This window comes from Butyrivibrio proteoclasticus (assembly GCF_900115735.1).
GTDB classification, from domain to species: Bacteria; Bacillota; Clostridia; order Lachnospirales; family Lachnospiraceae; genus Butyrivibrio; species Butyrivibrio proteoclasticus_B.
Genome location: NZ_FOXO01000020.1, coordinates 1 through 13,098, shown reverse-complemented (window position 1 = coordinate 13,098; position 13,098 = coordinate 1). Strand labels below are relative to the sequence as shown.

The following is a 13,098-nucleotide window of genomic DNA, read 5'->3' as shown; positions in this document are numbered from 1 at the left end:
AGACTTTGTTCACATGCAGTATAGCGTCATCAATCATCTCATTCCCCGCAAGATCGGAATAGTTTAGATAATCTTTAATCATATCAACAGCTTATCCAGTTCACAAAGAAGCTTTGCCTTCATATCCTCAAGTGCATCGTTACTTGGCCTATTTTCGTCTGAATACATCTTCTCGCGCGGATACCACCAAACGGGACCCTTGCCATTATTGCCATAATTCTCTATATCACCGGTTCTTCTCGGAAACAGATGCCAGTGAATATGTGCCCCTCCTTCACCATTCCCAAGGCATTCGTAGTTCATTTTTCCTGCTCCAAAAGCTTTTTTACAGCTTCAGCAACAAGTGTCATTTCATATAAATGCTTTGCTCTTGTCTTCTCATCCAAATCAAATAGCTCAACAACATGGTCTTTATACAGAAAAAGAGTATACCCCTTAAAATGCTGATAATCCCCCATTACCACATATCCAGTCTCAAGCTCTTTTACAAGAAAAGGATTCTTCCCCGCTTTTGTCTCATTAATTCTTTCACAAACGCCACACATTGTAGTTCTTTGCCCTTTCATAATCAATATTATCAAGTCTTTTTCGATTTATCTTGCATATTAGCTTCTGCCTAGTTCCCTAATTTCTTCCTTGCAATGATTCGATTTCCGATGTATTGAATTTGAAAATCCCTTTTAATGTACATTGAATCTGTTCCACCACAATTCCTTGCGTCAAATGCTCCATCAGAAGGATAGCCTTCAATGTAATCAAAGCCATTTTCTTCTGCATAACTACAGGCGTATTCCAATAATGAGTCTGCTATTCCCATTCCTCTCATATCAGGGGCAACTATATAGCATACCATAGCTAACACCTTGGAATCAGAATCTATCCCATCCCAACTTTCAGGATCATTATCTTTGCTGTGTCTAAAGTAGTTTTCTTTCAAATCCGCATTGCAGAATCCAACAATCTCTCCATCAGAAATTGCAACAAATCCATTAAGCTTTCCATTCTTCACCAATTCATATGCATAATTTCTTTTGCTGAAAGGTCGTTCATTTTCCGGAAGTGCATTTCTTTCTGCTTCCTTCTGCTCGGTCCAATGATGCCAAACACAATAACAACCTTTTTGCTCATTACCATCTGAAAACGCTCTATTATCAAAATATGCTACATATTGCTCTGCCATATCAGGTGTCAATCTGTGTACACTAATCTTATTCATATCAACTCCCCAATAGCACATTATCCCAAGATTTTTACTATAACTTCATACACATAGCCGATATCTTCCTTAAGATCCCAAAGATATACCTTAGACTTTCTCATCTTCGTAGTTAACTCTCGACTAGCACATCTACTTCATCTTCGGATGGCTCTTCGAATAATGATTTGACCTTATTAAGCAAACCTTCATCAACATAATACGCAGCTTCACCCGATGCATTTCTTTTATTGATTCTTTCCTCCCATACTTCAGGTGAAACCTTAAGATAATGCAGCTCTGCTTTTATATCTCCGTGGGAAGCATAGAATTCTTTGATTCTATCCCTTGTAGCTCTGTTCCAAAGTCCCCAGTCAAGAATTACATTTATTCCAGAATTCAAAATCTGAAGAGATAATTCCAGTAGGTACCTTTCTGCACGCATTACATAAGTATCATGCATATCTCCAGCTCCCTCTGGGAACATAGAGAGCGTTAGATCATCAATAGAGAGAATGACTGCACCGCTCTCGCTCTTAATCCTTTTGGCATATGTGCTTTTCCCACAACAAATTAATCCACAGGTCATGATTACCTTAGACATATATAAAATCTCCCTTATTTTATAAAACTGTAATTCTGTACTACTTTTGCCCCAATATCAGCTCATTTAGACTTAGCAACACTTAATTCCAATCGCCGTAAACTCACCTGGCAGCCTTTCATCTTCCCATGAAGGGTGCTCATCAAACTGTTTTAAAGAAAAACCATTTCTTAGCATAGAGTTTATGATTTCGCTTATCGTGTATTTTCTATAACTGCATTTAGGGATGCTTTTTCTTATTTCTTCATCGTAAAATCTGGCATGTGCCATTTCACCCTCAAATATATCAGTAGAGAAATAGCTCCCCGTGGGCTGTTCCAGCTTTAAACTATCATAGATTTTTGTAAAAGGATGAAAATCACTGCAGATTATCTTTCCGCCTGTTTTAAGAATAGCGTTCATAACTTTCATAAACTCATCTATATCGTGAAAATAGTGAAGTATTCCTCCCTCCATAAAAACTACATCAAAGTATTCAGCATACCTACCAAGGTCTATGTCAAGCACATCCCCAACTTCAAAAGTAATCTCAGTATTTGCAGCAGCAGCTACTTCCATCGCATACTTTTTGTTATCTTCAGAAATGTCAAAAATAGTGACATCTGCCCCAAGAAGTGCCAGCGGAATTGCTTTCTTTCCGCAAGATCCGCAGATATTTGCAATCTTTATACCTTCAAAGGAATCAAAATATACGGCATATTTTTTGAGCATTCCTATAGGATCCGCCATATCCTTCTGTGCTCTTTCTTGTGGTGTTCCGCTTGTCCTAACCCAAAAGTCGTAGGTATTATACTCCCATGCTTTCTTATGCTGCTCACTGTAATCCCGCATTGACAGTCCTCCCATATATAGCTATGCTTTGAATATTAGAAAATACCTATATATCTTAGCATAACCATTGGGTTTCTCCCATAAAATAGCTATATTTGAGAACATCTCCGCAATAATTTAATATCGTCGTAAATCGTTAGTAAAACAAAAAGCTTCAAACCCAGATAAATTCTAAGTTTAAAGCTACTTGAATTACTCGACTCACTTTGTCACTTGCTGAAGAAGTCCATTATCTATGACCTCATCATCAAGCTCTTCAAGATTATTGACTATTTTATTTGTGTTAACAACATGAATTTGAAAAGGACCTTTTCCAAAATTCATAAGGTACCCCAGTCTAATTGTTACATCCTTGTTCTCGCCTATTTTTAAAAGCCATTTGGCACAATTATCCCCACAAGCAGAAGCATTATATATATGCTCATTATCATTTGCGATAAGGATAAGTGTCTTCACACCACCAGAAAGTTTTTCTGGCGGAATAGCTCCTAAAAAAGGGCTTTGAACAAGATGCGGCCCAATTATTTCTGATTGATCAACATCTTTTACCATTTCCTTTGTAAACTCATCCTCAAGCCATGCATCTTCACTTTGATGATTAAAAAAAGTATCAGGATCAAAAATATAATTATCTTTTTCTACTTCTCCGTAAATGATATTTAGCATTCTCTTACACCTCAATTTGTTCCGGCAACTGCGCCCTAATCTTTTCCAAGTTACCCTCAGTCAAATATGCTTCATTAATCCTTGCTTTGTTATAATGAAGAACAGTATCCTTTGTTCTTTCAATCAGGTAGGCTGTATAAAACCTCTCCCAACTTGGATAATATCTACTGTCAGCATAATCATATGTATTCTCAAGAACATTCTCGTCCACCTCAACTATTCCTGAATTCTTCCCCAATTGACTATAGTCAAGCAGCATATCTATCAAAGTTGTCTTACCAGTTGCACTGTTCCCCTGTATTATCGTTATATTTCTTTTCACGATAAGGTGGTAATGTACTTTGTTGTCATAGATTTTTATATCGTACTTTCCAACCAAAATTTTATCCTTCCTATCCCATAATTTATTCATCCACTTATCAACCATATAGTGGATTTCATTATTCTGACTGCATGCTCCCTTATCAAATACTATATCAAAAAAGAGAACCGCTATCTACTCACGGCGTGTTAAAGATTCTAATACTCCCATTGTATCTCCAAAAAAATAAAGACCTTGTATTTGTCTACAGTCTGAGAGAAGCATCACTGCTTCTCTCAGACTGCCGGCGACCGGGGTCGAACTTTTAGTGGTTTCGCAAAGCCGCAGAGAAAGGGAACTTTGCCGGTAAAGATAAAGACAAGTAATAATCCATTTCATCTTTTACAATTCACTCATAATGATTTTCAAAAGATCCACTACACCAATATCTTGTCCGGATTCATATTTCTCAAGTTCAGCCGCCATATCATCTTTTCCAAAAGAAATCAGTCTATCAACCTCATTACTGCCTGTCTCCTTCTTAAAGGAATCAAAGGCATGTTGAATTGTTTTTGAATCAAGGTTTGAATAAAAAACAAATGGAAAGCCATACTTATTGTCATTAGTAACAAGATACGATTTGCCTATATCAGTAACGCTATCCCTGATTTCCTTTCCAACCTCTTCTTCAAGCTCTCGAAATGCTGTCACTAAAGGTGATAACTTGTTATTATCTGTACTGCCATCCTCACGTATGGCGCCACCAATAAACCTGTCAGAAGGGTCCATAACTCCACCTATTCCCTGAATCTTTCCTACAAACTCTGAACCTACGCCATTTAACGAAACAAATAGCTTTTTGTCATATGAGACTAATATGCAACCGGCATACATACTTCTACATGCATACTCTCCAAGATCCTTGATCTCACTGTATTTGTAATGAGCATAATCAGAAGGCTCACAGGTTATCGTGACTATGCCGTCATCATTTTCCATATTGATTACAGAATATAACGCCCCATTAAACATCCCCGGATACTTTGCTGTAAGTTCATTCCAGTAAACTTGTACTCTTTCTTCAATATCCTTAGGAAGCTCTCTTGCTGCAGTTTCTTTTATTTTTAGCTCTTTTATTGGAATGATATTAGTCATATTTGTCTTCGCTTTCTATGTATTTCTTGATTTCTTCGGCAGTCCTTATCACGTTCTCAATATCCGCATCAGAAGCATTATCTTTGGCAAAAGCATTGATATCACGCAGATACTGCAAACCATATCCAAATTTTTCCAGCATCCACTCCTGATTAGGAAAAATCCATATATGAAAGTGCTTGGAGCGTTCTTCCTGAACCAATGTAACAGTTTCGGCAATTTTCAGATCCTTTATAGCTCTTTCTGCAATTGCTATTGTATTTCCTATCTCAGCTCTCTCGTCTACAGTTAATTCCGCAAAAGACTGAATGTGTCTTTTACTTGTAATTATTAGAAAACCGGGAATTGGAATCTCAGGATCTGCGGCAAGAATAATCGACTTCCCATCATAAATTATTCCCCCAGGAAGTTTCACCTCGCCACGCACAATTGCGCATCCTACGCACTCAGACTTAATTTCATTCCCTAATATATCTTTTCTGTTCATAGCTTCCCCTTTGCATATTTTTTTCACCTATAAGGATAAAGCATGCCCTTAGGGCAAGGTCAATACTTTTTTATAATCTTCCAAGCACTCAGAAGCTTTTCCATATTCCATGCGGCATTGGCAGGGCTCGTCGAAGGAAGACATATTGCAGGCCTTTTGATCACAGGCTCTGTATACTTTACATAATACTTAAGCGCTGTTTTACCATTGACATATATTGCCTTGATATCCGCTGTATTTAAAATAACGCTTAGATCGTTCGGTACTACATTAGTGATGCTGGAGTCCGATGATCCAACAATATCGCAGGATTGTATCACATCCCACAACGCTATCTTATTTCTTATCAAAAGAGATTTCTTTTCCTCTATTGACTCCGGCTCTTCCTCTTCAAATATTCCCGAAACCACCTTCCAGAATCTATTCTGCTTATGTCCGTAGAAGAACCCTTCTTCTCTGGATTTTACAGACGGAAAACTTCCCAGAATAAGTATTTTTGAACTCTTATCATATATTGGTTCAATTGGATGTATAACCATAATTAAGTCTCCCCTTCCCCCATCCAACATATATGCACACTCTTTTATAGTACAAGATGGCAACAAAAAAGAGAAGCATCACTGCTTCTCTCTTACTGCCGGCGACCGGGATCGAACTTTTGAGGCGTCTTGGAACCCGCATGGATTACACGCTGCACTAAACTCGAAGGGACCTCGTTAAGTGCACGTGTATGGTTCGCACTAGCTTCGATAATACCTCAGCAAGTGCTCTACTCAAGGAGCCTTGCGACGTGCAGCTAGTCCTTTAGGGCGGACTCACCTTCTTTGCTGGTCCAATTTCTGACCCACTTTCGTATGATAAAGGATGCGCATATTTACTAATATAAACCATTTCGCATACCTCTTACCACTAGACCCCATGCTTTTTAAATAAAGGCATCGTAATACTTGTGAAGCATCTGTTCAATTTTTATTTCTTCTTCAACAATAATCATCAGTGGATTTTCCCCTCGTATTATAAAACAGATTATTTCTAACCAACAACGCTATTCCTGCTGAAAAACCATATTTATGCTCTAAACCCATAGTTCTTCAAAGCCTGAATAAATGACCTTCTTCTCGGATACTTTGCTTTATAACTCATCATAAGCGACTGCTTTGCTTCTTTTTGCCCTCTTGACTCAATTACTTCACCAAAAGCTGCAATAAATGATGCACATTCCCCATAGTAGTTACGTCTTTCAGCCTCCATTATCGCAACAACTCGCTTTTCAATAATTTTTCCTATCTTATCAAGCCACTTTATTTTATCATCTTCAGAGACATCTAATTCCATCTTCAAGTTAGTAAAGAGCTCCATAAACAAAGAATAACTGTCCTTGTGTTCCAAATCACATGTTCCTTTGTAGTAATCATCAGCATTAAGCTTACATCCTGACACTGCTAACCTAGCCATACTCTGAAGTCCGCTTTGGTATTTTTCACTTTCGTAAAGAATCAGCATAAACATAGCCAGCCCCTGCTTCATAAAGGTACCAGACCATCCTAACCTCTGTTTTTCACAAAGCCCAAGGTTAAAAACTTCGTCAAATTTCTTTTCCCAGAAAAGCAATGTACAATAATCATTTTTATATAACGCATTTTCGTTCAGTATGTATTCCCTATTATACGTATCTACACTTTTGCTGCGGGATAATGTCTTGGCATATTCACTCTCAATAATATCTTCAACTTGCTTGGCATAATCCTTCCAAACCCTGGTAAGAAAACGTATACGCAGATAATTAACTACAGAACTATCTGATCTAAAAGCTTCTAACCAACATAGCTCTACTCCTGGTAGTGTATTTATCCTGCCAGCATAGTTTGCAGTTAAAAGCGCTATTTCTCCGCGAATAGTTAGATTATCCGGTATCTTATCCAAAGCTTCCGTTCCTATCCTAAACAACTTGATTGGATCTGCGTCAGACTCCCCGATTTCCAGAATCTGCTTAAATAATTCCGGATGCGTTACAGCATGCGTTCTAGCCACATTTAAAGCCTGATACTCATCTTGAATCATAGAAACAGCTTCTTTTAAAAGCCTTTTAGTTCTCCAGTCATTATGAGCACCAATGAGTGTTATCCAATCTGACAAAAAGGTATTGAACTCAGGAAGAGAATGATTTCCTATCTGCATTACATCTTCAAGCCTAAGATCATTACAGTCAAAATTTCCCATCATTGTATATATTTCACTTGCACGTGCCCTTGATTCCTTAGCCATATATGTCAGATATAATGATTCTGCAACCAATTTGTCAAAAGGACCTACTATAAGTTCATGTTCATATAAATCCTTTATTCCTAAAGGATCTCCGCAATAATCATCCCAATCTCCATCAGCGAAAATACTGATTGAAGATAATACCTTTGCCAGTTTATACCCCTCTGTATACGACTCGGTGTCAACACATTCATGGATTAGTCTGATAGCTGTTATAAAATCAGGTACTATTTTCTCTGGATCCGAGAAAAAAACTTCATCATCATCACTATTGTACCAATCATCCCACTCTTCATTATACTCACTGGCAAGACAGCGCTCACCTTCACCAATTTCTTCAAGTACAGATATGATATCCTCAACTTTTTTCTTTAATAATTTTTCTTCATCACTGTCCCGTTTTACTATTCCACTTCTATTATCAATAATACTAAGAAAATGAGTTCTATCATTTTCAGGAAGAGTTCTTGCCAATTCACGAAGACATGACTTCAGCTCCTGTTCTGACATACTTTCAAGTTCTGTATCTACTGCTCTCATAAATTTTGGCAGGTTCATGTTGTATCCTTCCCCAAACTAATAGATTCTAATTTTTTACTTTTACTTATTTCAACATCTGCTCTGTAATTTCCAGCAATTCTTCTGCTGCGTGGATATCTTCTATCCTGATAAGATTATACCAAGCATCTGTTTTTCCCAAAAGGTTCATCCCGCCATGCCAGACAATAGTCTTGTCTATGACAGCATAGCATTCAGAGTAATCATCGGTGGTTCTCACCAAAATACCCACTTTTTGGAGTTCATCAATAAGAAGTTCAAGCTCAATAGTATCCTCATATCCCACTGTCTCTGGATTCATTGTTATTACCACAATATTAACACTTGATTCCTGCCTTGGCTTATCTCCATAGATGACGAATACATGATCTGCTTTATTTTGCAATTTCTCCCTTAATACATCCACATGCTTTTTGAGCTTAGTAAGCACTAAAGGTGTCCTACCATCAGAAATCTGTACCTTTGATTATCCAAAAGTAAGCTCCAATAGTTCAAGCGCTGCTTCTTTACTCTTAACTCGAATCAGATTGTCATCAGACTTAGCTCTGGATAGTAGATTCATACTTCCATACCACACAATCTCATTGTCAATAATTGCATAGTGTTCATGCATGTGATCCTGTATTCTGACGTTTACTCCGTTGTCCTTTAATAACTGCACAATGCCTTTGGTATCTTTAATCCTTTCCTCCGGATATCCTTCTGGGTTAAGGGTGACAACAGTTATTCTGATCCCATCTTCCTGTTTTTTCTTTACAAGCCTAATAAAAGAATCAACTTTAGAATGATTTAATCCCGGACTTGAAATGACAATCTCCTTATTCGCTTCCAAAAGATCCTTCTCATAAACACTTTCATATGAATCCATGTCAAAGATAGAATTTGCATCCTGCTTGTCTATAATCGCATTATTCCAAATTTCATACCCTATCTTCTTATAAGCTCTAAGGCGCTTGTGGTACATTTTTTCAAGAACTCGGATATGCGAATCTACGTAATCATATATTATTACTTCCGTCTTTGTCTTATAATCTCTATGCAACCTCCCGGCAAATTGCTCAATATTGCCTTCAGCTGCTGCAGGCATTGCCAGCATCAATGTATCAAGTCTTGGAAAATTAAACCCTTCACCAACATATTTATCAATTGCCACGAGTATTACAGATTCATCATCAGAAGCAGCTCGCATCTGCAATCTCATTTCGTCTTTAGCTTTTCTACTTCCTCCGCCTTGCAGAAGGTATACATGATCTGCTTTTCCCTGCAATCTCTGATAAATCAGCTCCGCATGTTCTTTGTATTTGGTTAATACCAGCGGAGTTCTACCATCCTTAATACAGTCTTCCACATCAGATATTATCTGATCATTCCTAGAATCACACTCAATTACAGCCCGGTTTGCGTCTGTTATCTTCAGATCTGTAGAACTTACAAGCCTCGTAAATCGAGGATATACAAAATGCGCTATGCCTTGTTTCTGCGCTCTCTCTTTAGCAGTATATCTGAACCGAATAGGTCCAAACTGCATAAACACTTTCTTTTCAAGTCCATCTTCCCGTTTAGGAGTAGCTGTTAATCCATATACATACTTTGCTTTTGCTGCCCCAATTACATCTTCAACCGTCTGCGCTGCTCCATGATGGCACTCATCCATAATTACCATTCCGTAGTTTTCGATAATTGGATTGATTTCATCACCCTTTCCAAGAGATGAAAAAATAGCAACATCAACTATTCCAGTCATCGAATCATGCCCGGCATACAGTTTTCCAATCAAGTTTTTTCTCTTTTTAATTCTTCCTGTTTTTGTTTTATATTCAGGTAATTCAGCTTTAATATCTAAGAATCTGCTTAAATCTTCAATCCAGTTCTTCTGAATTTCTGTGTTATGAACAAGAATTAGCGTATTCACCTTTCTTTGGGCAATTAAATATGCACCTACAACCGTTTTCCCAAAAGATGTCGTGGCTGCTAGTACACCGTTGTCGTGCTCCAAAATTGTTTGTGCACCTCTCATCTGTTCCTCATATAAAGCACCATTGAAAGAAACATCTAAAGGAGTTCCCTTACATCTGTTATCAGTAAGAGAAAATGGAATTCCAGATGCATTTAATTTTTCAATTAGTGAATCCAAAAGAGCTCTCGGAATACAAATATAATCTCCATCATCATAACCACAAGAAATGATTCTAGACATACCTTGCGTTGAAAAGCCCATACCTGCAGTCTTATAGAACTCCGAATTGCTAAATGCAGCCATTCTCCTTATAGCATTCTGCATTTTATATTGCATTCCTTTTGAATTAATGTATATCTTATCAGAAATGATGATTTCTACTACGGAAGGTGCATCTTCCTTACAAAATGAAAGTTTCACTTTTTCCCAAGGCTTCTGTTTTCTAGCCATGGTATCATCTGCATCTTCATCAAAATCATTACATAGGCCCCCTAATAAGCCATCTGCTCCCCAGGCCTTTATCTTTTCTTCAACAATCTCTTTAGAGATTCTTTTAACATTCTTGAGGCACTCCCATTGATCAGGATATGCATTCCAGTTTTCATCTATGAAAGCACTATTCCCTGCCTGTAAAGCCAGTCCCTGTAATGGCAGCGCTATCAGATTTCCTAATCCAGATCTCCCAGTCTTTGTATTAATCGGAATATAGTCCTGAGCTGGGAGCATTCTGTCGTAATATGTGAATTTTTTCATATTAACAGATTCGGCACCTTTGGTTAGCAAAGCTGTTCCAAATCTTCTTGCTGTAGATGCCAATATCGGCTTTTCAAAGAATATCCAAAAATGGGCTCCCTTCCCCGACCTTGAGCGCTCAACCAAAACAGGCACATCATTGTCTTCACATATCTTTCTAAATGTATTTACTTCAGTCATCCATTCAGAATCAGGATTTGCCCAGTCATCGCCGCAAATATTGTCATTATGGCAATCAAAATCAAATACAAGAAAGTTTATAGTTTCATCAAGAAGAAGTGGGTATACCCCTAATACATCCGAAGCATCTTCCTTCTTTCCTCTCAGATGCTCATAAACCACTTCATCCGTCAATTCCTTATAATTCGGATTTCTACATTCACCACAAGAAAACTTGGGATTATTTCTCTTTGGACACAATCCATCTTTCCAAAAATACCAACATTGAGTATAGTAGCTGTGCTTTCCGGTTTTCTTATTAACCTTTCCATAACGCAGACTATAAACATCGTTTCGTCCGTTAAACAAGTTGCGGAAGAATTTTATTCGATGCTTGGTTATTTCCAAAGGTCTGACTCTTGCACCTTGATTATCGTCAAATAGAATGTTCTTGTCAGGAGATAGATCTTCAATATTCTTTGCTTCTTTTCTATAAGTAATACCAGCCTCATCGAGCAAACTATGCAAATAACCTATCTCTTTTTCAAGTTGATTGATTCGTGAAATATATTGATCTTCGTTCATATACGTTATCTCTTCAAATATCCTTCCATTTGTCAAAAATGGGTACGGCATAAGCCATACCCACAAAATATCATTTTAATTTCTTTTGCCATTCATCAGCGACCCTAATGACATGTGCTATAGTATCTCTCCTGATAACGCTTGTTGGATAATATCTGGACACCACTTCCCAGGATGTAATCATCTTAGCCTTTTTACAAATAAAATCAGGTACATCAACGCCATTTTGTTGGGCTAAAATTACAAGTTTTGTAATATCATGTCCCCAAGGCTGTCCTCCCGTTTTTAGAGAAATAGTATACTTTAAAGTTTTCTCTACACCATGCTGAGTCAAATAGGCAGCCTGATGCTTTTGATACTTATCATCACTGTTAACAAGGTTCTTAGCAGTTTTTATATCAGCTTTTGCAATTGATAACAAAGTATTCCCCATTACGCAGCCTGCCTTTTATAAATAATCTGTCCCTTTTCCGCTAATTCCTTGCAGATAGGAGCTTTTTCTTTTTTCTGATAAATTTCATCAATAGATTTAAAATATAGGAAATCATATTCCTGGGTAAAATCCAAAAGATACAAGTCCTTCATAAATTCATTAAAGGATTTTCTATCACTAAGCGCATTGACTGTTTTCTTACTGATGATAACAATATCTATGTCAGATTTTTCTTTACATCTCTCTTCCAACACGGATCCAAACAGCATAATAGCATCAATATCCGGGCACTTTTTTGCTGTACTAATGATGTGCCTGATAATCTCAGCTTTATAATCCGCAACCATTACGGATGAATCATAATTTGTATTAACTTTGATAAGTTTGCACATAAATGATCACCACCTATCCATCAATAACTATGATTTATAGCCTTATTATACCTTACAAACATCGTAAAAAAAAGAGAAGCATCTTACGCTTCTCTCTTACTGCCGGCGACCGGGGTCGAACCGGTACGGGTATCACTACCCACGGGATTTTAAGTCCCGGGCGTCTGCCTATTCCGCCACGCCGGCATTTACCATATTAACTTCTGGTAAAAAATACGCGATATGCTATATACAACATATCGCGAATGGGGCCTACAGGGCTCGAACCTGTGACCCTCTGCTTGTAAGGCAGATGCTCTCCCAGCTGAGCTAAGACCCCATATACTGGGCTAAGTTCAAAAGAACTAATGGAGATTCAGGGACTTGAACCCGGGACCGACCGGTTATGAGCCGGTTGCTCTAACCAACTGAGCTAAATCTCCTAAATGACTCCGACGAGAATCGAACTCGTGTTACCGCCGTGAAAGGGCGATGTCTTGACCGCTTGACCACGGAGCCTTATGCTTTGCAACCGTGCTACGGTGCTTTGTGCTCTGCCCACTCTACTAACTCGGTAGCGGTGCAGACTCTAACTCCGGCTGCCTCACTAGGTTCGGAAATACCTCACCAAGTGATCATCCAGGTTACGTACTAAGCTCGATAAGACCTCGCTAAGTACTATCGCTCCCCCTGTCGGACTCGAACCAACGACACTTCGGTTAACAGCCGAATGCTCTACCGACTGAGCTAAGGAGGATTATAAGATACTGTATATATA

At 38.1% G+C, this 13,098-nt stretch carries 13 protein-coding genes, 5 tRNA genes and 1 pseudogene; all 19 read right to left on the bottom strand.

What is annotated here, in order from left to right:
* Positions 1 to 78 precede the first annotated feature (78 nt).
* The 19 genes and pseudogenes from BM146_RS20420 to BM146_RS12265 all read right to left on the bottom strand — a co-directional run bounded on the left by BM146_RS20420 (position 79) and on the right by BM146_RS12265 (position 13,077).
* A pseudogene (locus tag BM146_RS20420) lies at positions 79 to 545 on the bottom strand (HIT family protein).
* Between the two features lie 71 nt (positions 546 to 616).
* A complete protein-coding gene (locus tag BM146_RS12350; protein WP_074889452.1) occupies positions 617 to 1,216 on the bottom strand; it encodes a GNAT family N-acetyltransferase in 600 nt (199 codons plus the stop codon).
* Positions 1,217 to 1,328: 112 nt separating this feature from the next.
* Positions 1,329 to 1,799 carry a P-loop nucleotide/nucleoside kinase family protein gene (locus tag BM146_RS12345; protein WP_074889447.1) on the bottom strand — a complete coding sequence of 157 codons (471 nt, stop codon included), beginning with the start codon at positions 1,797 to 1,799 and terminating at the stop codon, positions 1,329 to 1,331.
* A 72-nt stretch (positions 1,800 to 1,871) separates the two neighbouring features.
* A complete protein-coding gene (locus BM146_RS12340; protein ID WP_074889442.1) occupies positions 1,872 to 2,630 on the bottom strand; it encodes a class I SAM-dependent methyltransferase in 759 nt (252 codons plus the stop codon).
* Positions 2,631 to 2,831: 201 nt separating this feature from the next.
* Positions 2,832 to 3,296 (bottom strand): DUF4869 domain-containing protein, encoded by a 465-nt coding sequence (locus BM146_RS12335; protein WP_074889440.1) that lies wholly within the window; start codon positions 3,294 to 3,296, stop codon positions 2,832 to 2,834.
* Positions 3,297 to 3,300: 4 nt separating this feature from the next.
* Entirely contained in the window at positions 3,301 to 3,723 is a 423-nt protein-coding gene (locus tag BM146_RS12330; protein WP_074889437.1) for a hypothetical protein, read from the bottom strand.
* Between the two features lie 276 nt (positions 3,724 to 3,999).
* The gene (locus tag BM146_RS12325) at positions 4,000 to 4,752 is read right to left on the bottom strand and encodes an NUDIX hydrolase (RefSeq protein ID WP_074889434.1); all 753 of its coding nucleotides are present in this window, start codon (positions 4,750 to 4,752) and stop codon (positions 4,000 to 4,002) included.
* On the bottom strand, positions 4,745 to 5,239 hold the full coding sequence (locus tag BM146_RS12320) for an HIT family protein (RefSeq protein ID WP_083413535.1): 495 nt from the start codon (positions 5,237 to 5,239) through the stop codon (positions 4,745 to 4,747). Before BM146_RS12320 ends, BM146_RS12325 begins: the two co-directional genes overlap by 8 nt.
* 59 nt (positions 5,240 to 5,298) lie before the next feature.
* Positions 5,299 to 5,778 (bottom strand): DNA-deoxyinosine glycosylase, encoded by a 480-nt coding sequence (locus tag BM146_RS12315; RefSeq protein ID WP_083413534.1) that lies wholly within the window; start codon positions 5,776 to 5,778, stop codon positions 5,299 to 5,301.
* Between the two features lie 529 nt (positions 5,779 to 6,307).
* The gene (locus BM146_RS12310) at positions 6,308 to 8,062 is read right to left on the bottom strand and encodes a hypothetical protein (protein ID WP_074889426.1); all 1,755 of its coding nucleotides are present in this window, start codon (positions 8,060 to 8,062) and stop codon (positions 6,308 to 6,310) included.
* Between the two features lie 46 nt (positions 8,063 to 8,108).
* On the bottom strand, positions 8,109 to 8,447 hold the full coding sequence (locus BM146_RS12305; protein ID WP_143087478.1) for a phospholipase D-like domain-containing protein: 339 nt from the start codon (positions 8,445 to 8,447) through the stop codon (positions 8,109 to 8,111).
* An 81-nt stretch (positions 8,448 to 8,528) separates the two neighbouring features.
* Positions 8,529 to 11,516 (bottom strand): TOTE conflict system archaeo-eukaryotic primase domain-containing protein, encoded by a 2,988-nt coding sequence (locus tag BM146_RS12300; protein WP_074889420.1) that lies wholly within the window; start codon positions 11,514 to 11,516, stop codon positions 8,529 to 8,531.
* Between the two features lie 70 nt (positions 11,517 to 11,586).
* On the bottom strand, positions 11,587 to 11,949 hold the full coding sequence (locus BM146_RS12295) for a HEPN domain-containing protein (protein ID WP_074889416.1): 363 nt from the start codon (positions 11,947 to 11,949) through the stop codon (positions 11,587 to 11,589).
* Positions 11,949 to 12,341 (bottom strand): nucleotidyltransferase domain-containing protein, encoded by a 393-nt coding sequence (locus tag BM146_RS12290; protein WP_074889414.1) that lies wholly within the window; start codon positions 12,339 to 12,341, stop codon positions 11,949 to 11,951. The genes BM146_RS12295 and BM146_RS12290 overlap by 1 nt, the downstream gene beginning before the upstream one ends.
* 100 nt (positions 12,342 to 12,441) lie before the next feature.
* A tRNA-Leu gene (locus tag BM146_RS12285) sits at positions 12,442 to 12,527 on the bottom strand.
* A 60-nt stretch (positions 12,528 to 12,587) separates the two neighbouring features.
* Positions 12,588 to 12,660 (bottom strand) — tRNA-Val (locus BM146_RS12280).
* Between the two features lie 29 nt (positions 12,661 to 12,689).
* Positions 12,690 to 12,763: transfer RNA gene (locus BM146_RS12275), tRNA-Ile, on the bottom strand.
* Between the two features lie 4 nt (positions 12,764 to 12,767).
* Positions 12,768 to 12,839, bottom strand: a tRNA-Glu gene (locus tag BM146_RS12270).
* A gap of 165 nt (positions 12,840 to 13,004) precedes the next feature.
* Positions 13,005 to 13,077, bottom strand: a tRNA-Asn gene (locus BM146_RS12265).
* Between the last annotated feature and the right edge of the window lie 21 nt (positions 13,078 to 13,098).

Excerpts from the sequence above, each read along its gene's own strand:
- BM146_RS12350 (WP_074889452.1), bottom strand. The coding sequence starts at position 1,216 with ATGAATAAGATTAGTGTACACAGATTGACACCTGATATGGCAGAGCAA.
- BM146_RS12345 (WP_074889447.1), bottom strand. The coding sequence starts at position 1,799 with ATGTCTAAGGTAATCATGACCTGTGGATTAATTTGTTGTGGGAAAAGC.
- BM146_RS12290 (WP_074889414.1), bottom strand. The coding sequence starts at position 12,341 with ATGTGCAAACTTATCAAAGTTAATACAAATTATGATTCATCCGTAATG.
- BM146_RS12335 (WP_074889440.1), bottom strand. The coding sequence starts at position 3,296 with ATGCTAAATATCATTTACGGAGAAGTAGAAAAAGATAATTATATTTTT.
- BM146_RS12315 (WP_083413534.1), bottom strand. The coding sequence starts at position 5,778 with ATGGTTATACATCCAATTGAACCAATATATGATAAGAGTTCAAAAATA.
- BM146_RS12310 (WP_074889426.1), bottom strand. The coding sequence starts at position 8,062 with ATGAACCTGCCAAAATTTATGAGAGCAGTAGATACAGAACTTGAAAGT.
- BM146_RS12340 (WP_074889442.1), bottom strand. The coding sequence starts at position 2,630 with ATGCGGGATTACAGTGAGCAGCATAAGAAAGCATGGGAGTATAATACC.
- BM146_RS12320 (WP_083413535.1), bottom strand. The coding sequence starts at position 5,239 with ATGAACAGAAAAGATATATTAGGGAATGAAATTAAGTCTGAGTGCGTA.
- BM146_RS12325 (WP_074889434.1), bottom strand. The coding sequence starts at position 4,752 with ATGACTAATATCATTCCAATAAAAGAGCTAAAAATAAAAGAAACTGCA.
- BM146_RS12330 (WP_074889437.1), bottom strand. The coding sequence starts at position 3,723 with ATGGTTGATAAGTGGATGAATAAATTATGGGATAGGAAGGATAAAATT.
- BM146_RS12300 (WP_074889420.1), bottom strand. The coding sequence starts at position 11,516 with ATGAACGAAGATCAATATATTTCACGAATCAATCAACTTGAAAAAGAG.
- BM146_RS12295 (WP_074889416.1), bottom strand. The coding sequence starts at position 11,949 with ATGGGGAATACTTTGTTATCAATTGCAAAAGCTGATATAAAAACTGCT.